Below are 24,993 nucleotides of genomic sequence, written 5' to 3' on the forward strand. Positions count from 1 at the left end.
AACAGTAAATGGAAAGCAAGCAACTAGTTCGTCAGACAATTGGAGCGCTAATTGTTGTCATGGCATTACTCTCCCTTTTATATGCGATCCAAAATTTTGATATGAAGCTGCTGCTTCTTCTCCTCGGGGGCTTTGGGGGACTGCTCCTTTTTTTATACTTAAAATCGACTATTGGGCTGGAGGATATGGTGAGAGGGGCAGTTTATGCCCTTCTCATCACTACGTTTTTGAATCAGTCTATTATCAACATTAATATTGGTTTTTTTAGCTTGTTTTTGTATAGAATTCTGCTTATTGCTGCAGTATTTATTTATTTTATGTATGCCATTTCAGACAAGGGCTTAAAAAAAGACTTTGATGGTTTATCTGTTAAAGGTATCTGGCTGTTTTTAGCAATATGGCTTGTGTATGGAACAGTATCCATGCTTTGGGCAAGATCGATTATCGAAACATTCAAGTACATGTCGCTTATGTGGATGGGCTTGTTGTTCGTCTACTTAGCAAATGTCACATTTACTAGAGTATCCCGTCTGATAATCTTTTATGTCATTTGGATGGGAATGACGCTTCTTTTAATGGCCATTGGATTGGTGAACCATTATCTGCATATTCAACTGCCAACCTCGAGCCTTTATGGTGCTGGCGAATACAGAATCGGCTATCCGACAGCAGTGTTTTTTAACCAAAATGACTTTGCTGCATTTTTGAGTATTTCTTTCTTTTTCTATTTAGCAGCAGCAAAAAACGGCAGCAGTATAAAGGTCCGAATTCCTGCTCTTGTTTTGAGTGTTTTATCCTTTTATGTCATCTATTTGACACAATCTCGCGCAGGTATCCTTTCCGTATTAATCGGGCTGTGTTTTTATGTTTTCCTGCTGGTCAATGATAAGCTGAAAAAGCTGCTTTTAATCGGTGCTTTTTCAGCCGCAGGGATTGCAGTCCTCTTGTTTTCAGGAAGATTAATAGGGAAATTCCAGCATGCTTTCACACAAGCAAACCTTTATGGAGCAGATGAGACGATGCCCTCCAATTTGGCAAGAATAAATCTGCTACGAAATATACAGCAGTATATTATTGATACATTTGGTATTGGTGTAGGAGCAGGGAATATTCCTTATTACTTAAAAAACCATCCTGTATTTTCTACGGGAGGTGTGCAGCAGGCGCATAATTGGCTGGCTGAAATAGCAGGCAACTTCGGGATTTTTATCCTTCTTGGTTACGTAGGGCTTATCCTTTCCCTGTTTATCCAATTGTACAGGATCTACAAAAAGGCAAACAGCAGGACATATAAAATGCTTTTAGAGGCAAGCATGCTTGGACTGGCAGCTTTTATGGCATCCAGTATCAGTCCCAGCACAGTCAGCAATTTGTATTTTCATTGGGTATTGATGGGCTTTATCATTTCTGTCCTGTCAGTGTTTAAAAAAAGAATTAAAGCAATGGATAAGGGGATTGTATCTCATGAAAGATAGCATAAAACGAATTGTTGGCCGACTGAAGAAATATATATGGGCAATTTTAATTATTTGCGTGGCAATGCCGATTCTTGGCTGGTTCATGCCCACAGGCAACGGACAGTCGGAATACACATCAGAAGCGATAATCAAACTAGGAAACTATGAAACCAGCTATTTAACAAATGCTGATCAGCTTGTTTCCTTGTTATCAAATGAAGCATCATTTAAACAAATCCTCCCGGATGTTTGGGAAGAGGAGGTAACTGATAAGCTCGCTGTCTCCTCTACGCCTAGTAAACTGCTTGTGCTTAGCCTTACAGGAAAAACAGAAGAGGAAGCATTAAACAATCTGACAACTATTGTTGATGGCTTTATGAAGCTTGATCAGTCTTCCTTTGAAGAAAAAAGCACAATTATTGAATCAAGCATTCAGGCATTAGAGACAGAAAATGCAAGCAGTGATACGATTGTTGACCAACAGCGGTTTCTTTATGAATTAAAGAACGAAAAGCTTGGTCTCGAGCAGGCTATCTTGATTAAGGATGTTTATGTAAAAGGGCAGATAGTGGAGGCTTCTGCAGAAGACAGAGTTATATTAGGGGCTTTATTAGGTATCATGGCGAGTATTTTAATATTAATCACTCCAGAGTTTATACGAGCACATTCCCGACAGTGAGGTGTCTTTCTTGAAAGAATTAGTTTCGGTAATTATGCCTTCATATAACAGCAAGGATTATATTTCGTTCAGCATTGAGTCTGTTTTAAAACAGACTTACCCTAATTGGGAGTTGATTATTGTCGATGATTGTTCGACAGATGGAACCCCTGATATGCTGGCAGAGTGGGCAAAAGCAGATGAGCGAATACATGTTATTAACAGGAAGGAAAACGGCGGAGCAGCTATGGCGCGAAATACAGCATTGGATTATTCGTCAGGGAGGTATATTGCCTTTTTAGACAGTGATGACAAGTGGAAGCCGAATAAACTGGAACTGCAGCTTCGTTTCATGGAAGAGAACAATTATGCCTTTACGTTTACATCGTATGAATATATTACAAAAGATGGAGAACAGCTGGAGAAGCAAGTTCACGCTCCGAGGATTATCTCCTATCAGGATATGCTGAAAAACACGATTGTCGGCTGTCTTACAGTCATCGTCGACAGAAGTATCATTGGTTCCTTCCACATGCCGAATATAAGAACTCGACAAGATTTGGCTACGTGGTTAAGTATCCTGAAAAAGGGACATAACGCTTATGGTATGAAAGAAATTCTGGCTGAATACCGTATCGGCAATGATTCTATTTCCAATAATAAGTGGAAATCAGCGCAAAAAACATGGTTTGTTTACCGGGAAATTGAGAGACTTAATCTCGCTAAAGCAGCATGGTGTTTTTCCCATTATGCTTACCATGCGATTAGAAAAAGGATATAAGGTGGTCAAAAATGAAATCAATCCATGTACTTGTAGCAACAGCAGAATGGGAGAATGACCAGTTGCGCTACAGAAGACATCGTTTGGCAGAATATTTGCAGAAACAAGAAAAAACAGCTGAAGTGATTTGGTTATGTCCTGGGAAATCTCTGGACAGCGAGGCAGTAGAAATACTTCCAAACGGTATTAAGCAATGGAAAGTTGCTGATTTGGGTGACAATAAGCTGCTTCGTTTCAGCCGCTTTATATCTATATTCTATAAGAAAAAACTAGAGAAACTGGTTGCTTATTTACAGGCAAAGCAAAGTGCGTATGATATCAACCTATGGTACACCTATCCTGCTTTTCCAATTCTTGCGGAGATGTTCCCTTGGAGAAAAATTGTATATGATTGCAGTGATTTATGGGCAGCATCCATTGATGGAAACAAATCTGCAGTAAATATGCTTAAGTATAAGATTATTCAATCAAGTGAGAGCAGGATTATCGAGAGTGCTCATACTGTTACATGCACCTCAGTCTATTTAGCTGAGCAAGTAAAAGATAAGCTGCCAATCCCAAAACAAAAAAAGGTCTATACGTATGAAAATGGGGTTGATTTTTCGCTGTTTCAGCATAATGAGAAAGCTGTGCACGTGTTAGCAGACAAGGGAAATGGACCTGTGCTAGGGTATATTGGCGGAATAAAACCGAAGCTGGACTTTGCTCTTATTCAAGAAGCAGCAGAGCAAAGAAAGGATTGGCAGTTTTTATTTGTTGGGCCTGACGGAACGAACCAAAGTGAAGAATTCCAGAAATTATTGAAGCTTCCGAATGTTACATGGACAGGAAGTGTACCGCCAACATTAGTTTCCCATTATATGAATTTAATTGATATAGGAATTATGCCGTATAAACCATCTACTTATAACAAAGCAATATTTCCGCTTAAGCTGTTCGAATTTCTTGCAGCAGGGAAGGCAGTTATTGGGACGAACTTGCCGTCAACCAAAAGATATGCTGAAAATGGCATCTATACACATCTTGAAGGAACCAGTGTTAGCAGCTTCCTAAAAGCATGCGAAGAGATCCGCATTAATAAAGCCGAGACAGAAACAGCAGAGAGAAGGATATCACTGGCAAAAACCAAAGATTGGAATATGATTTTCGCCCAAATGATGGAGCTATAAATAATTAAACAAAAAGGGAATGTAAGCAGCCGGCTTGCATTCCCTTTTCTTTATAGTTGCTGTGATGAGACTGGTAAGAGGATATAATGCTAAAATAGTTTTAGCAGCTTTATATAATTTGTGAACAAAAAGTCATTATATATCCGCTCTTTTTTAGTGGGAATAATGGCATAATACATCATATAGGAAAGATTATTTTAGGCGGTGTAATTATTGAAGACTATAGTCGTTGTCGGCGGAGGAATCACAGGATTGTCTGCCATGTACTATTTACAGAAATTAAAACGAGAACATAAGCTGGATATTAAGCTTATCCTGATTGAAGGGGAGATGTCGCTAGGCGGGAAAATTCACTCGATTCATAAAGGCGACTTCATCATGGAAACAGGCGCAGATTCAATTGTAGCACGAAATAAAAACGTTCTTCCCTTTGTACAGGAGCTTGGATTAGAAGAAGAGCTTGTCTATAATGCAACAGGGATTTCTTACATTCATACGAGAGATAAGCTTTTGGAAATCCCGAAGGACTCTGTATTCGGCATCCCTATGACATTAGAATCCTTGCTTTCGAGTGAGCTGATTTCCCAAAAAGGAAAGCTGGAAGCATTAAAGGATTTGTTAAGAACTAATAAGCATTTTACAAAGGAAACATCTATCGGCGAGTTTTTAGAGTACTTCTTAGGGAAAGAGATCGTCGAAAAGCAGATTACCCCTGTATTAGCAGGAGTATATTCTGGAGGTTTATATAACTTAACGATGGCATCAACGCTTCCATATTTACTTGAATACAAGGAGAAGTATGGCAGCATTATTCGAGGACTGGGCAAGAACAAAAGTCAATTCCAGTCTGCCTCTAATAAAAAATTCATCTCCTTCCAGAATGGACTTTCCACCATTATAAACCGGCTGGAGGAAGTGCTGGAAGATGTTGAATTTAAAAAGGGTAAAGCAGTTGAATCAATCAAGAAAGAGCAGGATGGCTACAGTATAAGTCTAGCAGAGGGTGAAGCTGTTCAGGCACAATTTATTGTGCTGGCAGCACCTCATCAAGCTGCAGAAAAAATCCTTGCTGAAAGCAGCCTTTCTACAGAGTTTGCTAAGCTTCAAAACTCTTCTAATATCACCATGTATCTTGCTTATGATATTCCAGATGAACAGCTGCCAAAGGACGGAACAGGCTTTATTGTGGCAGAGGACAGCGATTTGACTTGCAATGCCTGTACGTGGACAAGCAGAAAGTGGACACACACCTCCAAAAGCAGCAGTCTGTTGCTTAGACTTTTTTATAAGAAATCTAATCCTGCATATGAGCAGCTTAATTCATTGTCTGAAGAGGAACTGTTAAAGGTCGCTAAAAAGGATATTGAAAAAAGTCTCGGAATTACAGAAAAGCCAATCAGTTATGAAGTGACGAAGTGGAATGAGTTAATGCCGGTTTATTCCTTGCAGCATAAATCAGCAATAGATACGATAAATGCTAAGATGGCCGAGCTTTTTCCAAATGTATTATTAGCAGGAAGCTCCTATTATGGAGTTGGAATTGCAGCCTGCATCGCAAATGGAGAGGAAACAGCAGGGAAATTGACCAAGTCTCTACTTTAAAAAAAGGTGCTGGATGAACCAGCATCTTTCCTTATGTTCTTTTCTTTTTAAATGGTATAAACACAAGAATAAGCAGCAACAGTGAGATAAACAATGCCGAATAAGATACAGCTTGTGCAGATGACCAATTTTTGATTGCTATTGCAAGATAAGCCCAGATAATAACGAGGGAATATGCCCAATCCTTTTCAAAGATGCGAAAGAAAATCCCCAGAATACCGCCAATAGCTAACAGGGAAACGGTCCAAAGCGGGTCAGTGACATTTAAGCCGATATAAGTTACGTAATAGCTTATGTTAACAATAGAGGCTACGGATATCCACCCAATATAAATAGAAAAAGGGAAGATGTCGAATAAACGATTAGACGCAGCCTTTATTGCTTTATAAAGGAAAAGCAAGGTTAATAGCAAGAGCAGAATGACGGCTACTGACAAGGCAAATAGTTCATAATGCCAGACGAGTATCCAGCCGGCGTTTAGAATGCAGGTAAGCACGAATAGAATGCTGTTTGTTTTTGAATATATAAGTGCTCTGTGTTTGCGCATAAAGCCGCGCGCAAGCCAAATTGCTAATAGAATATAAATAAATCCCCAAATCATAAAAGCATAAGAAGCAGGAGTTACAAGCACTGCTAATTTATTTGATATTTCGCCAGTTGTTTGCCCGTTGATAGGAATGATATTGGCGAGGGCATTTACTCCTACCATCATCACATAGAACAATAGGCTCAGAATTATATAGGCCAAGACAATTCCTCCTTTTTTATATACTTATTCCACCCACAAAGAGAATATAATCCAAAAAAAGAAGAATACTCCAAGCAGATTGGGAGTATTCTTCTCCTTATCTATATGGATGATATAAAGAAAAAAACAGGGTATTATTTCCACTTTTATGTATTATCAAGTTTTAGTAGCAAGTTAGTTTACTTATTTAATATAATAAGTAAGGTCAAAATACCTGAATAGGGGCTAGTAAAAATGATGGACCAAATCATATTAACATATATTGTCATAATGACGGTTGGTGGGGTTTTACAGCTTGTATTGGCATTTATAGGCTATACCAATAGACATGTTTTTGCGGGAACTAGAACGTTTGCGTGGCTTTCGTTATTTTCAGCCATCTATGCATTCGGACATGCGCTCGAGCTTACGAGCAGTACAGGAAAAGGGATTATGTTTTGGGTTGTGTTTCAATACTTAGGAATGCCGTTTTCTGCTCCAGCGACCTTGATTCTTGTTTTGCAGTACATAGGCTTGGATAAGCATTTGAACAGAAAAACCTTGCTCTTGTATTATCTCATCCCTGTGCTCACCTTTCTTTTTATCGTAACAAATGATTTTCACCATTTATTTTATAAACAAGTTAATTTTGTGCAAAGTCATGGTGCTTTATTGTTAGATATGACAGTAGGCCAATGGTATGTAGTTCATGGAAGCTACACATTTGGCACTTTGTTTGTCGGAGCTAATATTTTAATTTGGTATTGGATTAAGTCGAAGACAAAGCATTGGAAACAGGTACTAACACTTTTAATCGGCATTTTATTGCCAATTACAACATCATTGCTCTACTTATTAGGATTAACACCATATGGCATTGATCCTGTACCGATTGTGATGGGTATCACAGGCTTGTTGTATCTATGGGCGATTATGTCTACACATATGCTGACAGTGGCTCCTGTTGCAAAAGATTATTTATTTGAAAGCATGAGGGACGCAGTCATTGTTCTTGATTTGTCTGGAAAAATAGTTGAATTCAATCCGCTTGCTTCCCTGCTGTTTCCTTCCTTGAAGAATGGAAAACAAATTGATGATATAATGGAAGACAGAGACCGACTTTTAGCATTTGGCGACAGAATAATAAATGATGATACTGTATATGAGATGGAATGGAAAGATAGTGGGAAATACTATCAAGTAAGGATATCGCCGATTCACAAACGAAATCATATTCTTGTGGGAACAGCGATTGTTATTATAGATATTACAGAACTAAAAGTAGTGCAGAAACAGCTGCGAGAATTGGCCTATAAAGATGGCCTTACAAAAATATATAACCGCACCTTTTTTATGGAGAAATCCAAGGAAGTGATAAGTCGGGACAGAGGTGCACAGGAGTATACATCATTGCTGCTTTTTGATGTAGATCATTTCAAAGGAATCAATGATACTTTTGGACATTTTGCTGGTGATGATGCGTTACGGCATATTGTGTCTGTCACACAAGGCCTGCTAAAAGAAGACATGCTATTCGGAAGATATGGGGGAGAAGAGTTTATTGTGCTACTCCCTGGATATTCCCTTGAATCAGCAGCTGAAATAGGCCATTCAATCAGAAGTTGCCTTGAAAATTCGAGTTTTTACTCTAAAGCAGAAAAGATTGCTATTACAGCAAGCTTTGGAGTTGCAGCAACGGAGAATATCTCTCATCCGGAGGCTGCTTTAAGCGAGCTTGTTGAAAAGGCCGATGTTGCTCTGTATGAAGCAAAAAGGAATGGCAGAAACAGAGTATATGTCGGGATTAATAGTGAATATGAGGAATACAGCTTTATATCGCATTAAAACGAACTAAATGACTTAACATACGAAATAGGCTAGGGGTGAAAGCGCAAATGAATATCCTTTCAGCGAAAGATGTGAAAATAGGTTATGATGATAAAATCATTGTCGAGCAGCTGAGCCTGGAAATTGAAACAGGTAAAATTACAACCATCATCGGACCGAATGGATGCGGAAAGTCAACGATATTAAAAGCGCTGGCTAGACTAAATAAGGTGAAGGCTGGAGCTGTTTACTTAGATGGTGAGGCTATTCAAAAGATTCCAACCAAAAAAATCGCTAAAAAGATGGCGGTTTTGCCCCAATCTCCAGATGCCCCAAGCGGATTAACGACTTATGACCTCGTTTCCTATGGACGATCTCCTCACCAAGTGGGATTTGGTCGGTTAGGGGAAAAAGATAAAGAAATAATTGATTGGGCACTTGAAGTGACAGGTCTAACTGAATGGAAGTATCAAGAGGTAGATACGTTATCAGGCGGCCAAAGACAAAGAGCGTGGATTGCAATGGCAATTGCCCAAGAAACAGAACTGCTTCTATTGGATGAGCCGACGACCTATCTTGATATGGCACATCAGCTTGAAGTGCTGCAATTGCTTAAAAAGCTCAATGAAGAGGAAAAGAGAACAATTGTAATGGTCATACATGATCTTAATCATGCTTCCCGTTTTTCTGATAAAATGATTGCCATGAAAAAAGGAAAGCTGAGAAAAGAAGGCACCCCGAATGAAGTCATGACAGCAGAAGTTTTAAAGGATGTCTTTCAAGTGGATGCAGAAATTGTTACAGATCCAAGGACAAATAAGCCGGCCTGTTTATCCTATGATTTGGTTGGTGCAGAAATGAGAAATACAGGGGTGCTGTCCCGAGGGTGATAGGCATAAAACAGCAAATTAACTCATATAATGTTACAAAAATATAAAATTCACATAAAAACAATAAGTGTTTTTGTTTCAAACAGTTAGAATGTTATACAATGGTAAATGGTAAAAGGATTGAAATATTAGCAGAAGGTTGAGATTATGAAAAATTATGATGTAAAAGAAAAGTTCTTGCAGATAATGACAGAAGATGAAGTTAAGATAGATGAGCCGCTAAGTCAATATACGTATACAAAAATAGGAGGGAAGGCAGATTACCTGCTTTTTCCGACTACGTTTGAACAACTACAGAATGCTTATAAAGTAGCATTAGAGGCTGGAATTCCCATCACGATTTTAGGGAATGGATCTAATGTCCTTATAAAGGATGGAGGAATTCGTGGTGTTGTGTTCAACTTGACGAAGCTTGTGACCATTCGGCTTGAAGGAGATAAAGTATTTGCTGAGAGCGGAGCAGCACTTATCGATACTTCCCGATTCGCGCTTGAGCATTCCTTAACTGGTCTTGAATTTGCTTGTGGAATTCCAGGCTCTATCGGCGGTGCGCTCTATATGAATGCAGGGGCTTACGGCGGTGAGATTGCAGATGTATTAGAGAGTGCAACTGTTCTGACTAGTGCCGGGGAAATCATCTCAGTACGTAAAGAGGATTTGGATTTAGGTTACCGCACAAGCAATATTGCCAAGAACCATTATGTTGTCTTAGAAGCGGTTTTTAAACTGCAACCAGGTAAACAGGAAGAAATTAAGGCGAAAATGGATGAACTGACATTTTTGCGAGAATCAAAACAGCCTCTTGAGTATCCTTCTTGCGGCAGTGTCTTTAAAAGACCTCCAGGCTACTTTGCAGGGAAACTGATACAGGACAGCAATCTTCAAGGAACAAAAATAGGCGGAGCGCAAGTTTCCACAAAGCACGCAGGCTTTATTGTCAATGTGGATAATGCAACTGCTGATGATTATATTTCTCTTATCAAACATGTTCAAAAGACAGTCAAAGAGAATTATGATGTTAACTTAGAAACAGAAGTTAGAATCATTGGGGAAGACAAATAAAAAATAACCACACTGAACTTTACAGTGTGGTTATTTTTTATTGATCACTTGAATGACAGGGATTTTCGGCGGATACTTAGTTGTGAATTTTTGGTGAATCTTAAATAGGATATATCCTAACATACTGCCTATAACATTTAAAAAAAAGTCATCTATATCTGCAGCCCGGTTTACGGTAAAGAAGTATTGTGTAACCTCAATGATAAGCGAAGTAACAGCCCCGAGAAATACAGTTGCAAGCCATTTGAAGCGTCTGCGGTAAATAGCCGGGAACAGCATGCCAAAAGGAATAAACATGATAATATTGCCAAGTGTATAAAGCATCCAAAATATTGGAGGCTTATTTTCATATTGATAAAGAATCTGCACATACGGAATCAAGTTAATATTCTCTCTATTGCCGGGTGGAGTGAAATGGAACGGATTCAATGTCACATACATAACCATTAATAAGTAGAGAAAAAAGATATTGACGATCCATTCTCTTTTTGCGGCAACAAATTGCTTTTTCTTTGAGCGATATATTCTGTAATAAATCCAAACTGGCACCAGCATTAGCAGGATTATTGGAAAATTGAGCGTTAATTCGATATCTGTCTGAATCCAAATAATAAATAACAGGGCCAGAAAAGTGAGTAAAATAATCTTTTTCGGTATGTACACTTTCAAAACTCAAAATCCTTTCGTGTTATAACTATATTATATATATATGGCCAGGCAAATTAAAGTAGAAGCCGTAAATGAAAGAAGCAGATTGCTTTACTATTTATCCAATGATTCCCATAATAAAAGAAAAGGGTCATATTCTTCATAGGAATCTAGTGATTTCCTGAACGAAGCCCGAATTTGGAAATAAGGAGATGGAACATTTTGAGTAGTAAAGTTCAAATTGGGAAAACATCAATGAACGTCACAAAGCTAGGGTATGGAGCAAACTCAGTTGGAGGGCATAATTTATTTCCAAACTTAAAAGATGAAACTGGTAAGGAAGTAGTGAATGCAGCCTTAGATGCAGGAGTAGACTTTATAGATACTGCGTTTATTTATGGGCTGGGGAAATCAGAGGAGCTAATCGGAGAAGTGCTCAAAGAACGGGGAATTAGAGATAAAGTGGTTATTGCCAGCAAAGCTGCCCATAAAGCAGTCGACGGCAAGATTGTTCTCGATAATAGCCGTCAATTTTTGCGAGATTCAGTAGAGGAAAGCTTAAAAAAACTGCAGACAGATTTTATTGATTTGTTTTATGTTCATTATCCAGATGGTGTTACTCCACTGGCCGAAGTGGCAGGCACTTTAAAGGAATTAAAGGATGAAGGTAAAATCGGAGCAGTCGGTGCATCTAACTTAAATGAAGAACAACTAAAGGAATTTAACAAGGATGGCTACTTGGAAGTATTTCAAGGAGAGTATTCGCTGTTAAAAAGGGAAGCAGAACATTCCTTTTTACCGTATTGTGCGGAAAATGGGATAAGCTTTGTCCCTTATTTTCCTTTGGCATCAGGGCTTTTGACAGGTAAATTCTCTAAAGATGCTAAATTTGATGATATTCGTGCAAAAGATCCGCTTTTCCAAGGAGATGCATTCCTTAAAAATCTCGAAAAAGTTGACCAGTTAAAAAAGCTGGCTGAAGAGAAAGGATTTGAAGCAACACATTTGGCACTTGCTTGGCTGTTAGAGCAGCAGGCAGTAGATGTCATTATTCCAGGAGCGAAAACGGTCGCTCAACTGCAAAACAACTTACGGACATTAGAAGTTACTTTAACAAATGAAGAGATAGCAAGTATCAGTAGAATCTTTTCTTGATAGATAAGGAGCATCCTTTACATAGGGTGCTCTTTTTGTTCCGGTTGATATTATTTCAAAATAGTAAAACTCGAAACAGAATAAGTCGGGGATATCCTCGTATTCTCCTTCATGTTAGTATATTTAACGCGTGGTGTAACGAAGGTCATAATTACTTGCTGGTTTTAAGCTGATATATTTTTTCTGAAAAACGTTGAGAAGAAATTATACCAATTTTTCTATGATAGTGTTACAATGATTTAAAGTTTAAATATACAGATAATTCGTTTTAATCGGAAAATGGAGGGGTAAAAGTGGCAGAGTTAAGAAGCAACATGATCAAAAAGGGGTTTGACCGCGCTCCGCACAGAAGCCTATTGCGTGCAGCTGGTGTAAAAGAAGAGGATTTTAATAAACCATTTATCGCTGTAGTGAATTCATATATTGATATTGTTCCAGGTCATGTCCATTTACAGGAGTTCGGAAAAATTGTAAAAGAAGCAATTAGAGAAGCAGGTGGCGTACCGTTTGAAATGAACACGATTGGTGTGGATGACGGTATTGCTATGGGGCATATTGGAATGAGATATTCGCTTCCGAGCCGAGAAATCATCGCAGACTCCATTGAAACAGTAGTTTCAGCTCACTGGTTTGATGGTATGGTATGTATCCCTAACTGTGACAAAATCACACCAGGAATGATGATGGCTGCAATGCGTCTAAACATTCCAACCGTGTTTGTCAGCGGCGGTCCTATGAAAGCAGGGGTTACTAGTGATGGCAGAAAGATTTCCCTATCATCCGTATTTGAAGGAGTAGGAGCATATCAATCAGGCAAGCTTGATGATAAAGGGTTGCTTGAATTAGAACAATTTGGCTGTCCGACTTGCGGTTCATGTTCAGGCATGTTTACAGCTAATTCTATGAACTGTTTAGCAGAAGCTTTAGGACTGGCATTGCCGGGTAATGGTACTATTTTGGCTGTGGCACCAGAGCGCAAAGAATTCGTGAAAAAATCTGCCAAGCAGCTTATGACTCTAATTGAAAAAGATATTAAGCCAAAAGATATCGTGACAGAAAAGGCAATTGATAATGCCTTTGCGTTGGACATGGCATTGGGCGGTTCAACAAACACTGTCTTGCATACATTGGCATTGGCTAATGAAGCAGGTATTGATTATCCGCTGGAAAGAATTAATGAAGTGGCAAACAGGGTGCCGCATCTGTCGAAATTGGCTCCATCCTCTGATGTGCATATTGAAGATTTGCATGAAGCAGGCGGAGTTTCAGCAGCGCTTAATGAGCTGTCGAAAAAAGAGGATGCTCTTCATTTAGATACATTAACTGTAACAGGCAGAACACTTGGTGAAAATATTGCTGGTTGTGAAGTGCAGAATTATGATGTTATCCGTCCAATTGATAACCCGCATACAGAAAAGGGCGGCTTGGCAGTATTGTTCGGCAACCTGGCTCCGGATGGCGCAATCATCAAAACAGGCGGTGTGCAAAACGGTATTACTAGACATGAAGGACCTGCAATTATATTTGAGTCACAAGAGGATGCTCTTGAAGGTATCTCTAAAGGCAAGGTGCAGGCTGGTCATGTTGTAATCATTCGCTATGAAGGACCGAAGGGTGGTCCGGGAATGCCGGAAATGCTTGCCCCGACATCACAGATTGTGGGCATGGGTCTTGGGCCGAAAGTGGCATTAGTAACCGATGGGCGTTTCTCTGGAGCATCCCGTGGTTTGTCAATCGGCCATGCTTCTCCGGAAGCTGCTGAAGGCGGTCCGCTGGCATTTGTTGAAGATGGTGATCACATCGTTATTGATATCGAAAACCGTTCAATGGATGTTATCGTTGATGATGTGGAATGGGAAAGACGGAAGTCAGAATGGAAAGGGTTCGAACCAAAAGTTAAAACAGGTTATCTTGCCCGTTATTCTAAATTGGTTACATCTGCAAGCACTGGCGGAATCATGAAAATCTAATAAAAAAAGTCGATGGCATATGCCATCGACTTTTTTTATTCTTCCTCCGTATGAATGCTTTGCACTTGAAGGATATCGAGCAGGAAGACAAATACCGGTATACCAAGAATTAATCCCCAGACTCCGAAGAAGTGCTCTGAGAAAATCAAGACAATAAATGTAAAGAATACAGGCAAGTCTGTTTTAGAAGACATTAGTTTAGGATTCAGAACATAGGCCTCTAATGCATGAATGATGCAAATGAAAACGATGAGGATAATGATATACATATAACCGCCAATCGTATAACCTATTGTCAAAAGTGGAATGAGAGATATGACAACCCCTGCAACTGGTATCAAACCGAAAAGGAAGACCATAATCGACAGACCGAGCAATTGCGGGAATCCTAAAATCCATAAACCGATTGTTGTTAAAATACAATTAACTAATGCAATAATGAATTGTGCTTCCAAAACTTTTCCGAAAGTCAGTACGAACTTCTTTCCGAAGAAAGCTATTTCGTTGTAAAAAGCAGCAATTTTGCTTGTTTTAAAGTTTTCTTTGTACTTAAGAAGTCTTGGTTTTTCCAGCAGAAAGAAAAAGCTTAAAATAATCGCGAGCAAAAACTGAATGCTGAAATGGCTGATTGTCGTAAAGTAAACGACGATAACCCCAAGTCCTTGTTCTAAATAACTGTCAATATCCCTAGCTTGAATTGCCTTTACAATATAATTCAAGACGGCATTATCGTGAGGCTGGGAATAGAAATCCATCAGCTGTCTGACCAACGCTGTAATTTCTTCGATAAGCATCGGCAAATACTTAATGAAGCCGTAAGATAGTAAGCTGATTGTTATGAGGTAAAGCAGGCTAACAATGATGTTTCGTTTAATCGGTATTTTTTTGGAGATGATTTTTTCCAGCCTATCCATTAGAAATGAAAGGATAAAGGTGAAAAGCATCAAATTGATCATGCTTCTTAAAAAGTAAATCCCTAAAATAAGCAACCCGAAAATGACGATGCGCTTTGCACTTTTATTTGCTATTAATTTGTTTACTAACTCCATTCTCCTTCTCCTGACCCTTATTGTTATACTTCTTTACCTTAATTCTACCTTATATGGGAGAATATCATAACAAAAACTTACGATATTTGACTGGTTTTTTTCTTTTTTGTGTCAACTTTTTTCCATTTGAAAATTTTGTTCAGTAAATTGAATATTTTCGTTGATTCCTTTGTGAGCAAAGGACCTAAAATGGCAAGTATTAACACGTAAAGAGCAGAGAATGGCTTCAGCATTGGCATAAGACCGCCGGCAATGCCTAAGTTAGCGACGATGATGGAGAATTCACCGCGGGAAACAATTGTTAAGCCGATATTGGCTGATGCTTTGTGGGACAAACCTGTTCTTCGTCCGGCAATCATACCTGCAATGAAGTTTCCGAAAATAGTCAGGATGACAGCACCAAGAGTAAACCAGACTGCACCGCCTAATTCGAATGGATCGATTGTCAAACCGAAGCTAAAGAAGAAGATAGCTCCGAAAAAGTCGCGGAACGGAACAACAAGTTGTTCTATGCGGTGGCTGTGTTCTGTTTCAGAGAAAACAAGCCCTAATAGCAATGCGCCAATTGCTTCTGCAACGTGAATTGTTTCTGAGAAGCCAGCAACAAAAAATAGTGCTGCAAAGATAACGATGATAAAGATTTCGTTTGAGGAAATATCAAGCAACTTATTTAATAAAGGTGCGCCTTTGCGAGCGATAATGAAAAATAGCAGCATATATCCTAGAGCAGTTCCGATGCTGATCAGCGTTCCACCAATTGATGTGGAGTCGCCCATAACGAGTCCGGAAATGACAGATAAATAAACAGCAAGGAAAATATCCTCGAACATGATTATTCCTAAGATAAGCTCTGTCTCTGCATTACCTGTTCTGCGCAAATCGACAAGAACCTTTGCGACTATTGCGCTAGAGGAAATAGTGATAATACCTGAAATGATTAGTACCTCGATTAGGTCATAACCATTCAAGAATCCGTATAAAAGACCTAATGAGAAGTTGATTACTATATATATCGTGCCGGCAGTGACAATAGAGCGACCTGATTTAATCAGCTTGCCAACGGAGAATTCCAGCCCTAAATAGAACAAGAGGAATAAAACTCCGATTCTGCCCATGAAGTTAATGATTTCGGCACTTTCAATGAATCTCAGGTCAATTATTCCGAAGTGGGGTGCATGGGGACCAACCAGCATGCCGACAATGATTAAAAATGGGATAATGGAGAACTTCAATTTGCCTGCCAATATGGCTGCAAGGGCAACTAGAAGCAGTGCGGTACCAACTTCAAAAACTAAGTGATCCATTAAGTGTCACCTCCAGTGCTTTTTGTCAGTTGCTCAAGTATTAATCTTTTTAAATGCTGTCTTTCACCGGAAATGACAAGTGTATCGCCTGCCTCAACTAATGTTTCAGGTCCAGGGCTTAACATCTTATCTGCTCCTTTTTTCATGATAGCAATAACATTTACATTGTAATTGTTGCGGATATCCATATCTCCGATTGTATGATTAGCAGCTCTCGATTCACGCTCTACTTTATACCATTCAATAATGAGGTCGTTAAATGCCATCTCAATCGTTTCAAGCGCTTTAGGTTTGTATGCTAAACCACCTAATATACCGGCGATTTGCCTCGACTCTAAATCGTTGAATGTCACGCTAGAAATGCTTTCCTCATGATCGTCATCATCAAAATGATAAACCTCTCGTCTGCCGTCATCGTGAATGACGATAACTACCTTATCGTTATTTTTGGTTACTAGTTCGAATTTTTTTCCAATGCCAGGGAGTTCAGTCTCTCTGATATTCATCTTTCTTTCCTCCTTAATAATTTATAGGTTTACATCAATACGAGGAGTGGTTACCTCTTCTTTGTTAATCCCAAGGAACTTGTATGTCTCTTGTTTTGTAGAATGGTTAAAGTGCCTCTGCAATAACGAAATGGCAACACCTCGCTTGTAAGCATGATAACCAAAGGTCTTTCGCATCGAGTTAGTACCGATATTGGAGCCGATGCCTAAAGCTTCTGCAGCCTGATGAATAATCCGGTATGCCTGCTGTCTGCTTAAATGATTTTTGGATTTCTTCGATTGGAATAAATAGCTTTCCGGTGGAAGCTGGCTCACTTGGATATAGTGAAGAATTTCCTTTTTAACCTTTTGGTTCAAATAAACCTTGCGTTCATCCCGAAGATCATCCTTTTTAATTGTGTAGAAATCGCGAATACCTGCCTCTTCGAGAAGATCAGAGATGCGGATATCCAGTAGCTCCGTAATCGTCAAACCAGTATTGATGCCAAGCAAAAACAGCAAGTAGTCCCGTTCAGACTGCTTCTTTAAATAGCGTTTCATACTGTTTATTTGCTTTAAGTCCTTTATTGCCTCTACAACTTCCATTTTCTTTTGCTCCTTTGGATTTAATGTAACTCAACATATAAAAAACATAGTATTGAGTAACATAACTCTATTATAGGTCATAATAGATGGTCAGTCAAATGTAAACGTTGTTCTGCTGTTAAAGCTAGAACTGCTGCTTCATATAAAGAGGTAGAAAAGGTTTTTTTCTTGAATATTATTTGTGTTCGACTATATAATTATTTCATTAAAGTAAAAAGTTTTTTGAGGGGGTGGAAGAAATGGGGCTGTGCAATTAAAGGTTGATTTCCTAATAACAAAACGAACTATTAATCATTACACGAACCTAGGTCTCTCCATCCATTTGCTAACAAGTTGCCGATTGCGATGAACTTGCTAAAAAAAGTTTCATCATTATATAGGAAGTGATCGAAGGAAAATAGCTTAATTCTAAAAGAGATCAAGGTATGAAATGAGCACAAAAACGGGTATGGCCGTAATATCCATTGAGGAAAAAGGGGAGAATGGCCGCCCGACATAAAAAGAAGGAAGTTAGAAATACTATTCACATGAGTGTATTTCCTTCTTTGCAGGCATTGCTGCTTTTAAGCTAATTTTCTTATAATATCAGGAGGTGTAAGCCTTTTTAGGCTGTTCATTGGAAATTTTTAATTTAATTTTATTCGCAATACTTATAGCTTTTACAGGATTTTTTGTTGCAACGGAGTTTGCGATCGTCAAAGTAAGAGGATCGAGGATAGATCAACTGGTTGCGGAAGGAAGAAAAGGAGCTTTAGCGGCGAAAAGGGTAACTACTCATCTGGATGAATACTTATCTGCGTGTCAGCTTGGTATTACAGTTACAGCGCTCGGATTAGGGTGGATTGGTGAGCCGACGGTGGAAGCAATCCTTCATCCGGTATTCGAAAAGCTTCATATATCTGGATCACTTTCGACAATCCTGTCTTTTGGGATAGCCTTTATATCTGTAACCTTTATACATGTTGTAGTTGGGGAGCTTGCTCCGAAAACAGTTGCTATCCAAAAAGCAGAAACGATTACCTTGCTTTTTGCTCCGCCAATTATTTGGTTCTACAGACTTCTGTACCCGTTTATTTGGCTTTTGAACGGATCTGCCCGTGTCTTGACTGGAATGTTTGGCCTAAAGCCTGCCTCAGAGCATGAGCTAGCCCATTCGGAGGAAGAACTCCGCATTTTAATGTCTGAAAGTTATAAGAGCGGTGAAATAAATAAAAATGAATTAAAATACGTGAACAATATTTTTGAATTCGATGAAAGAATAGCGAAGGAAATTATGGTTCCCCGTACAGAAATGGTCACAATCAGTGTAGACAATACTTTTGATGAAATCATGGACATTTTGGAAGAGGAAAACTATACTCGTTATCCATTAGTGAATGGTGATAAAGACAATGTTATTGGTCTAATCAACATTAGAGAATTCTTGACGGCAAGGATCCAAGAGAAGGAACAGATGGACCTGGAGAAATACATGAAGCCGATTATCCGCGTTATTGAGACAATACCTATTCGCGATTTGCTTATTAAAATGCAGAAGGAAAGAACCCATATGGCAATTTTGTTAGATGAATATGGCGGTACTTCTGGTATTGTTACAGCAGAGGATATATTAGAAGAAATCGTTGGTGATATCCGCGATGAGTTCGATGAAGATGAAGTTGCAGAAATTCGCAAGGTGAAAGAAAATCACTATATCTTAAGCGGTAAAGTACTAATCAGTGAAGTTAATGACCTGCTTGGCATTCATCTGTCAGAAGAAGAAGTTGATACAATTGGCGGCTGGTTCTTGACAAATAATTTTGAAGCGGTCGAAGGTGATGAAATTGAGGAAGAAGGTTTTATCTTCAAGCTGAAAAGTATTGAGGAACATCATATTCATTTCATTGAAGTATTTAAATCTGCTTTTGAAAAAGAAACAATTTAATAAAAAGAGGACTTCAGTGTGCATGAAGTCCTCTTTTTTTGCGGAAAATAACAGCAGATTGTAAGTTAACAGTTTAAAACAGTAAATAAATCCAATAATAGGTACTTTTTTAAACTAATAATTGGAAAAGAATCATTCTATTTAATTATGTCAACATTGTGTCCGTCAAAGTTATGCTTAGTTTAAATTGTAACGAAGCTGAAACCGCTTTATCATTAAGGTTAGAAAGAATAAGGGGTGAACAATTAATGTCTAACGAAAATAATAAAGGTTTTCGCGTTAAAATACAGCGTTTCGGAAGTCACTTGAGCGGAATGGTAATGCCGAATATCGGCGCATTTATCGCTTGGGGAATTATCACAGCACTTTTTATACCTAAAGGATATTTTCCTAATGAAGATTTGGCAAAATTAGTTGATCCTATGATTACGTACTTGCTGCCATTATTAATCGGTTATACTGGCGGTAAAATGGTATATGATGTCCGCGGGGGCGTTGTCGGTGCAATTGCAACGATGGGGGTTATCGTCGGTTCAGATATACCGATGTTCCTTGGGGCAATGGTTATGGGTCCTCTTGGCGGATATTTAATCAAAAAGGTTGACGATCTGTTCAGAGGTAAAGTAAAAGCAGGCTTTGAAATGTTAGTAAACAACTTCTCAGCAGGTATTCTAGGAGCAATTATTACTATTCTTGCATTTAAGTTTGTAGGACCTGTTGTTGAAGCGATCAGCCAAATGCTTTCAAACGGAGTGGAGTTCATCGTTGATGTTAATCTACTTCCACTTGCGAGCATTATTATTGAACCAGCTAAAGTATTGTTCTTGAACAATGCAATCAACCAAGGTATTCTTGGACCAATCGGTGTAGACCAAGCAAAAGAAGTAGGGAAATCAATCCTATTCTTATTAGAAGCAAACCCAGGACCAGGTCTTGGTGTCTTGTTGGCTTATAGCATTTTCGGTAAAGGCACATCTAGACAAACTGCACCAGGTGCAGCTATTATCCACTTCTTAGGTGGTATTCATGAGATTTACTTCCCTTACATCCTGATGAAGCCTGCAATGCTATTGGCAGTTATCGGTGGAGGAATGAGTGGTGTGTTCACATTCACATTATTCAATGCAGGACTTGTAGCAACACCATCACCAGGAAGCATTATTGCCATTATGGCATTGTCTCCAAAAGGTGAGCATTTAGGAGTATTAGCTGGTGTAATCGTTGCAGCCGTTGTTTCCTTTGTAATCGGTGCAATCGTATTGAAAACAAGCAAAGGCGAAGCAGAAGACATCAACGCTGCTGCTGATAAAATGCAAGAGCTTAAAGGTAAAAAGAGCACTGTTGCCGGTGCAGTTACTGGTGCAGCTACTGGTGCTGATGCTTCTGTTGAAGCTGCTGAAGCAACAAACAAAGCTGCAGACTTCGATTACCACAGTGTGAAGAAAATCATCTTTGCTTGTGATGCAGGAATGGGTTCAAGTGCAATGGGTGCTTCTATCATGCGTAATAAAGTGAAAAAAGCAGGCATTGAAGGTGTGGATGTAACAAATACATCGATTGCCAACCTTCCAAGTGATGCAGATCTTGTTATCACACATAAAGATTTAACAGATCGTGCAGTTGCGAAGCTTCCAGATGCACACCATGTGTCTGTAGAAAACTTTATGAACAGCCCTAAATATGATGAGATTATCAATAACTTGAAATAATGATAAAAGGAGTATCGCCTAAAATGGTGATGCTCTTATTTATGTTGTAAAAGGATTAAAAGTGGGTAATATAAACAAAATGATTTTTATGATCTAATATTTAATAATGGCAACATTGAGTGTGAAAAAAATGCTATAACAACTGTTTGAATCCAAGCAATTACTTACTTATAATTAAATTATGTCAAGAAAACAAGGTGATATGGCATGGTTATTTCTGCGAGAGAAAGACTGATTCTGCAATTTTTGCTTGAAGATATGAAAGAGGATGTCACCATTAAGCAGCTTGCTGACATTGTAAATGTGAGTGAGCGGACAATCCATCGCGACCTGAAGAATATTGAAGATGTTCTGCAGGCATTTCATTTGAAGTTGCAGAAAAAAGCAGGAGTGGGAGTAAAGGTAATCGGTACACAAGGTGATATTTATCAATTAAGGGTCACCATCCTAAAGCAGGATTTTACAGAATATACCCCAGATGAAAGGCTTATCGTCGCATTATGTACACTGTTAGACAATAAGGAGCCTGTGAAACTCTTTTCCCTTGCAAATGATATGGGTGTGACTACGGCAACGGTCAGTCATGACTTGGATAAGCTGGAGCCGATCATAAAAGAATACGACTTGCGGCTTGTGCGCAAACGAGGCTATGGAATCGAGCTGGAGGGTTCTGAAGATGCAAAAAGAAAGGCGATAACAAGTCTGATTTCAGAAAGATTTGATGTGCCGGAATTTTTGAAGATGGTCAGAGACAATATCCAAAAGAAATCCACCAACAAAATAGATTCCATTTCAGAACGGCTGTTAGGTCTCGTTCATAAGGAAAAGATTATCCTGATTGAGGGAATCATTGAAGATATTAATGAAGAGCTTCCTTACAGCCTGGCAGACAGTTCGTATGTAGGGCTGGTTGTCCATATTGCATTGGCGATGGAGCGTATCCAGCGGGGAGAAAATATCACTCTTCAGGAAGATTACTTAAGCGAGTTAAAGATAACAAAAGAGTTTGAATTCGCTCGTAAAATCGCCATGCGTCTGGAGCGGACCTTTGAGGTTGCAATACCAGATGAAGAAATTGGCTATATAACCATGCATTTGCGGGGAGCGAAAATTCGCTATGACAAGGATATAGGGATAAAGGATGAAAACATTGAGGTCGCTGTCATTGTACAGAGCTTAATAAAAAATGTGGAAAATTTGCTTCATACAAGATTATTAGATGAAACCTTATCTCAAGGGCTTTTAGCGCATCTCAAGCCAGCTTTATACAGGCTTAAACAAAAAATGAGAATTTCCAACCCGCTGCTAAGCGATATAAAATTGGACTATCATGACCTGTTTAAAGTTGTAAAAAAAGCAGCAGAATTAACATTACCTAAACTGCATATTCCAGATGAGGAAATTGGTTATTTAGTTCTTCATTTTGGGGCAGCGTTGAATTCCAAGCAGCTTACGACTAAATTAAGGGTTTTAATTATTTGTTCAAGTGGAATTGGTACATCAAAAATGCTTGCCACCAAAATCGGCAATGAAATACCAGGGCTGTCTGAAATAAAAACAGCATCTGTGTTTGAATTGAAAAACATTACCCTTGATGATTATGATGCCATTCTTTCTACTATCCCGATTGAGGAAATCAACAGAGATTATTTTGTGGTAAGTCCGATTTTAACGAATCAGGAACTCGAGATTGTCAAAAACTACTTACAGGAAAAAGGTGGACAATTAACAGAATCAGCTGATCCAGCTGTTGATGGGATGGAGATATTATCCTTAAGCTTTGAGCATTTTGATCAGTTAGGAAAGCGAGTCACAGTTCTTGCCAATCTGCTCAAAAGTTTCGAAGTGTGGGAAGCAGCTACTAATGCTGATTTATCTAGGTTATTACAAGATGGGCTGGAAAAGCTTAAGCAAAAAGATTCTATCACAGATGCTTCAGAAGTGTTACAGTCACTCCAGGCAAGAGAAAAGATAGGAGGCTTAGCCATTCCAGATACAACACTTGCTCTTTATCATACAAGAAGCAATTCAGTGGCGTTTCCATCTTTTAATATAATAAATACAACAAATGCTTTTGAATTAAAGGCGATGAATGGCGGAAGCGAAAAAGTTACAAGGATTTTGCTGCTCTTAGCACCATTCGATCTTGCTTCGTCCACTTTAGAATTGCTGAGCTTTATCAGTTCCCTTATAATCCAGTCGCAAACAAGCATCAGGATGTTTGAAAAGGGGTCAAAAGAAGAGTTGGCACATTTCATAAGCAACCAATACTTAAAAAACTATATTCATACAAATCAGGAGGCAACAAAATGTCTATATTAAAAAAAGAAAACATCATCTTAAACAGCAATGTATCTGAAAAAACGGAAGCTATTAAATTAGCTGGTCAAATCTTGGTAGATCAAGGCTATGTATCAGCAGATTATATTCCAGCGATGCTTCAAAGAGAAGAGATGTCGTCCACTTACATGGGGAACTTCCTAGCAATCCCTCACGGTACAGATGAAGCGAAAGCAGCTGTTCTTCAATCAGGTCTTTCTGTAGTGCAAGTCCCAAATGGTGTAGATTTTGGTGACGGCAATATTGTTAAATTGCTTGTTGGTATTGCAGGAAAAGATGGAGAGCATTTGGAAATCCTTTCTCAAATCGCTATCGTATGTTCTGAAGAAGAAAATGTAGAAAAGCTTGTACAAGCAAAATCAGAAGAGGAAATCATTTCAATTCTAAGCGAGGTTAACTAATATGAAAGCTATCCATTTTGGAGCAGGAAATATTGGGAGAGGCTTTATCGGTCTCTTGTTACATCAATCAAATTATGAAGTTCACTTTGTGGATGTAAATGAAAAAATTATTGATGAAATAAATCAAGAGGGAACATACCGAGTTCTCCTTGCGAACGATGCGAAGGATGAATTTACAGTTTCGAATATTAAAGGCATTAACAGTAAGGCGAACCCTCAGCTGGCTGTCGAGGAAATAGCTTCAGCTGATTTAGTAACAACTGCTATCGGTCCGAACATCCTTAAGTTCATTGCACCATTGATTGCAGACGGATTAAAAGCAAGAAAAGCAAATGATGGTTCATTCTTAAATATTATCGCATGTGAAAACATGATAGGCGGCAGCACAGAATTAAAAAAATTCGTGTTTGAGCACTTAAATGATGAAGAAAAGACTTGGGCTGAAGAATATATCGGATTCCCTGATTCTGCAGTGGATCGAATTGTTCCGAACCAGTCGAATGAAAAGCTGCTTGATGTTCTTGTAGAGCCATTTTTTGAGTGGGTTATTGATGAAACAAAAATTAAAGGCGAAAAGCCTGTAATTCCAGATGCGCATTTTGTTGAGAATCTGACTGCTTATATTGAAAGAAAACTTTTCACAGTTAATACTGGTCATGCTACTACAGCTTATTTAGGTAACAGAAAAGATTATAAAACTATATCTGAAACAATCGAACATAAAGATGTTGAGGAAAAAGTGCTGCAAGTATTGAGTGAGACTGGAAAAGTACTTGTTGAAAAATACAAGTTCGACAAGGATGAGCATCAAAAATATATCCAAAAAATTATTGGCAGATTTGCAAACCCTCATATCGTTGACGATGTGAAAAGGGTTGGACGTTCTCCGCTTCGTAAGCTAAGCCGTAATGACCGTCTGGTTGCACCGGCAATGGAATATATAGAATTGTTTAAAGAAAAGCCTGCTGGTTTAGTAGAAGTTATGGCATCGGCTCTGCTGTTTTTCTCTGGAGAAGACCAAGAGTCAGTTGAGTTGAAAGAATTAATTTTGGATAAAGGTGTGGAACAAGCATTCAGTGAAGTTTCCGGACTGCCTTTAGACAATCAATTAGTTGGTGCTGTCTCTGCTGCTTACAAAGAAATGCAATAAATTGTTTAGAAAGCTGTCCTTTAATGGGCGGCTTTATTTGTATTATTTTCCAACAGGTTTCACTGAATTTGGACAAGGG

21 protein-coding genes are annotated in these 24,993 nt (G+C 38.7%); 15 read left to right on the forward strand and 6 right to left on the reverse strand.

Going from position 1 to position 24,993, the window contains the following annotated elements:
* Positions 1-8: 8 nt before the first annotated feature.
* The 5 genes from tuaE (at position 9) to LXM54_RS19250 (ending at position 5,667) form a co-directional block, all read left to right on the forward strand.
* Positions 9-1,475, forward strand: a complete 1,467-nt coding sequence (tuaE, locus tag LXM54_RS19230) for a teichuronic acid biosynthesis protein TuaE (RefSeq protein ID WP_233316861.1) — start codon at positions 9-11, stop codon at positions 1,473-1,475.
* On the forward strand, positions 1,465-2,136 hold the full coding sequence (locus LXM54_RS19235; protein ID WP_233316862.1) for a hypothetical protein: 672 nt from the start codon (positions 1,465-1,467) through the stop codon (positions 2,134-2,136). Before tuaE ends, LXM54_RS19235 begins: the two co-directional genes overlap by 11 nt.
* 1 nt (position 2,137) lies before the next feature.
* On the forward strand, positions 2,138-2,896 hold the full coding sequence (gene tuaG, locus LXM54_RS19240; protein ID WP_233316863.1) for a teichuronic acid biosynthesis protein TuaG: 759 nt from the start codon (positions 2,138-2,140) through the stop codon (positions 2,894-2,896).
* Between the two features lie 11 nt (positions 2,897-2,907).
* Entirely contained in the window at positions 2,908-4,065 is a 1,158-nt protein-coding gene (gene tuaH, locus LXM54_RS19245; RefSeq protein ID WP_233316864.1) for a teichuronic acid biosynthesis protein TuaH, read from the forward strand.
* Between the two features lie 213 nt (positions 4,066-4,278).
* Positions 4,279-5,667 (forward strand): protoporphyrinogen oxidase, encoded by a 1,389-nt coding sequence (locus LXM54_RS19250; protein ID WP_233316865.1) that lies wholly within the window; start codon positions 4,279-4,281, stop codon positions 5,665-5,667.
* Positions 5,668-5,698: 31 nt separating this feature from the next.
* Here LXM54_RS19250 and LXM54_RS19255 read toward each other — a convergent pair whose 3' ends face one another.
* Positions 5,699-6,415 (reverse strand): tryptophan-rich sensory protein, encoded by a 717-nt coding sequence (locus LXM54_RS19255; protein WP_233316866.1) that lies wholly within the window; start codon positions 6,413-6,415, stop codon positions 5,699-5,701.
* Positions 6,416-6,649: 234 nt separating this feature from the next.
* Here LXM54_RS19255 and LXM54_RS19260 point away from each other — a divergent pair, with 234 nt between their 5' ends.
* The 3 genes from LXM54_RS19260 (at position 6,650) to murB (ending at position 10,173) form a co-directional block, all read left to right on the forward strand.
* Positions 6,650-8,239, forward strand: coding sequence for a histidine kinase N-terminal 7TM domain-containing diguanylate cyclase (locus tag LXM54_RS19260; RefSeq protein WP_233316867.1), 1,590 nt, complete (start codon positions 6,650-6,652; stop codon positions 8,237-8,239).
* A gap of 50 nt (positions 8,240-8,289) precedes the next feature.
* Positions 8,290-9,111 carry an ABC transporter ATP-binding protein gene (locus tag LXM54_RS19265; protein ID WP_233316868.1) on the forward strand — a complete coding sequence of 274 codons (822 nt, stop codon included), beginning with the start codon at positions 8,290-8,292 and terminating at the stop codon, positions 9,109-9,111.
* A gap of 147 nt (positions 9,112-9,258) precedes the next feature.
* Complete coding sequence (murB, locus tag LXM54_RS19270; RefSeq protein ID WP_233316869.1) at positions 9,259-10,173, forward strand: UDP-N-acetylmuramate dehydrogenase; 915 nt, start codon at positions 9,259-9,261, stop codon at positions 10,171-10,173.
* A 30-nt stretch (positions 10,174-10,203) separates the two neighbouring features.
* On the opposite strand, the gene LXM54_RS19275 is transcribed toward murB, so the two are convergent.
* Positions 10,204-10,836, reverse strand: a complete 633-nt coding sequence (locus tag LXM54_RS19275) for a VanZ family protein (protein WP_233316936.1) — start codon at positions 10,834-10,836, stop codon at positions 10,204-10,206.
* Positions 10,837-11,076: 240 nt separating this feature from the next.
* Here LXM54_RS19275 and LXM54_RS19280 point away from each other — a divergent pair, with 240 nt between their 5' ends.
* Both LXM54_RS19280 and ilvD read left to right on the forward strand, forming a co-directional pair.
* Complete coding sequence (locus LXM54_RS19280; protein WP_233316937.1) at positions 11,077-11,976, forward strand: aldo/keto reductase; 900 nt, start codon at positions 11,077-11,079, stop codon at positions 11,974-11,976.
* A 293-nt stretch (positions 11,977-12,269) separates the two neighbouring features.
* The gene (ilvD, locus tag LXM54_RS19285) at positions 12,270-13,946 is read left to right on the forward strand and encodes a dihydroxy-acid dehydratase (RefSeq protein ID WP_233316870.1); all 1,677 of its coding nucleotides are present in this window, start codon (positions 12,270-12,272) and stop codon (positions 13,944-13,946) included.
* A gap of 35 nt (positions 13,947-13,981) precedes the next feature.
* Here the strand turns inward: ilvD and LXM54_RS19290 are convergent, their stop codons facing one another.
* The 4 genes from LXM54_RS19290 to LXM54_RS19305 form a co-directional block, all read right to left on the reverse strand.
* Positions 13,982-14,995: an AI-2E family transporter gene (locus tag LXM54_RS19290; RefSeq protein WP_233316871.1), complete on the reverse strand. Its 1,014-nt coding sequence runs from the start codon at positions 14,993-14,995 to the stop codon at positions 13,982-13,984.
* A gap of 77 nt (positions 14,996-15,072) precedes the next feature.
* Positions 15,073-16,299, reverse strand: coding sequence for a cation:proton antiporter (locus tag LXM54_RS19295; protein WP_233316872.1), 1,227 nt, complete (start codon positions 16,297-16,299; stop codon positions 15,073-15,075).
* Positions 16,299-16,805, reverse strand: coding sequence for a cation:proton antiporter regulatory subunit (locus LXM54_RS19300; RefSeq protein WP_233316873.1), 507 nt, complete (start codon positions 16,803-16,805; stop codon positions 16,299-16,301). The genes LXM54_RS19295 and LXM54_RS19300 overlap by 1 nt, the downstream gene beginning before the upstream one ends.
* Before the next feature lie 21 nt (positions 16,806-16,826).
* On the reverse strand, positions 16,827-17,390 hold the full coding sequence (locus LXM54_RS19305; RefSeq protein WP_233316874.1) for a tyrosine-type recombinase/integrase: 564 nt from the start codon (positions 17,388-17,390) through the stop codon (positions 16,827-16,829).
* Positions 17,391-18,006: 616 nt separating this feature from the next.
* On the opposite strand from LXM54_RS19305, the gene LXM54_RS19310 reads away from it, so the two are divergent.
* The 5 genes from LXM54_RS19310 (at position 18,007) to LXM54_RS19330 (ending at position 24,914) form a co-directional block, all read left to right on the forward strand.
* Positions 18,007-19,314 carry a hemolysin family protein gene (locus LXM54_RS19310; RefSeq protein WP_233316875.1) on the forward strand — a complete coding sequence of 436 codons (1,308 nt, stop codon included), beginning with the start codon at positions 18,007-18,009 and terminating at the stop codon, positions 19,312-19,314.
* 248 nt (positions 19,315-19,562) lie between these two features.
* The gene (locus LXM54_RS19315) at positions 19,563-21,023 is read left to right on the forward strand and encodes a PTS mannitol transporter subunit IICB (protein ID WP_233316876.1); all 1,461 of its coding nucleotides are present in this window, start codon (positions 19,563-19,565) and stop codon (positions 21,021-21,023) included.
* 207 nt (positions 21,024-21,230) lie between these two features.
* Entirely contained in the window at positions 21,231-23,345 is a 2,115-nt protein-coding gene (locus LXM54_RS19320) for a BglG family transcription antiterminator (RefSeq protein WP_233316877.1), read from the forward strand.
* Entirely contained in the window at positions 23,333-23,764 is a 432-nt protein-coding gene (locus LXM54_RS19325) for a PTS sugar transporter subunit IIA (RefSeq protein WP_233316878.1), read from the forward strand. Before LXM54_RS19320 ends, LXM54_RS19325 begins: the two co-directional genes overlap by 13 nt.
* Before the next feature lies 1 nt (position 23,765).
* Positions 23,766-24,914 carry a mannitol-1-phosphate 5-dehydrogenase gene (locus LXM54_RS19330; RefSeq protein WP_233316879.1) on the forward strand — a complete coding sequence of 383 codons (1,149 nt, stop codon included), beginning with the start codon at positions 23,766-23,768 and terminating at the stop codon, positions 24,912-24,914.
* Positions 24,915-24,993 lie beyond the last annotated feature (79 nt).

This window comes from Bacillus sp. Au-Bac7 (assembly GCF_021341655.1).
Classification (GTDB): domain Bacteria; phylum Bacillota; class Bacilli; order Bacillales; family Cytobacillaceae; genus Niallia.

Coding starts and splice junctions, on each gene's coding strand:
- tuaE (WP_233316861.1), top strand. CDS start 9: ATGGAAAGCAAGCAACTAGTTCGTCAGACAATTGGAGCGCTAATTGTT.
- LXM54_RS19235 (WP_233316862.1), top strand. CDS start 1,465: ATGAAAGATAGCATAAAACGAATTGTTGGCCGACTGAAGAAATATATA.
- tuaH (WP_233316864.1), top strand. CDS start 2,908: ATGAAATCAATCCATGTACTTGTAGCAACAGCAGAATGGGAGAATGAC.
- LXM54_RS19260 (WP_233316867.1), top strand. CDS start 6,650: ATGATGGACCAAATCATATTAACATATATTGTCATAATGACGGTTGGT.
- LXM54_RS19265 (WP_233316868.1), top strand. CDS start 8,290: ATGAATATCCTTTCAGCGAAAGATGTGAAAATAGGTTATGATGATAAA.
- murB (WP_233316869.1), top strand. CDS start 9,259: ATGAAAAATTATGATGTAAAAGAAAAGTTCTTGCAGATAATGACAGAA.
- LXM54_RS19280 (WP_233316937.1), top strand. CDS start 11,077: ATGAACGTCACAAAGCTAGGGTATGGAGCAAACTCAGTTGGAGGGCAT.
- LXM54_RS19290 (WP_233316871.1), bottom strand. CDS start 14,995: ATGGAGTTAGTAAACAAATTAATAGCAAATAAAAGTGCAAAGCGCATC.
- LXM54_RS19295 (WP_233316872.1), bottom strand. CDS start 16,299: ATGGATCACTTAGTTTTTGAAGTTGGTACCGCACTGCTTCTAGTTGCC.
- LXM54_RS19300 (WP_233316873.1), bottom strand. CDS start 16,805: ATGAATATCAGAGAGACTGAACTCCCTGGCATTGGAAAAAAATTCGAA.
- LXM54_RS19305 (WP_233316874.1), bottom strand. CDS start 17,390: ATGGAAGTTGTAGAGGCAATAAAGGACTTAAAGCAAATAAACAGTATG.
- LXM54_RS19315 (WP_233316876.1), top strand. CDS start 19,563: ATGTCTAACGAAAATAATAAAGGTTTTCGCGTTAAAATACAGCGTTTC.
- LXM54_RS19320 (WP_233316877.1), top strand. CDS start 21,231: ATGGTTATTTCTGCGAGAGAAAGACTGATTCTGCAATTTTTGCTTGAA.
- LXM54_RS19325 (WP_233316878.1), top strand. CDS start 23,333: ATGTCTATATTAAAAAAAGAAAACATCATCTTAAACAGCAATGTATCT.
- LXM54_RS19330 (WP_233316879.1), top strand. CDS start 23,766: ATGAAAGCTATCCATTTTGGAGCAGGAAATATTGGGAGAGGCTTTATC.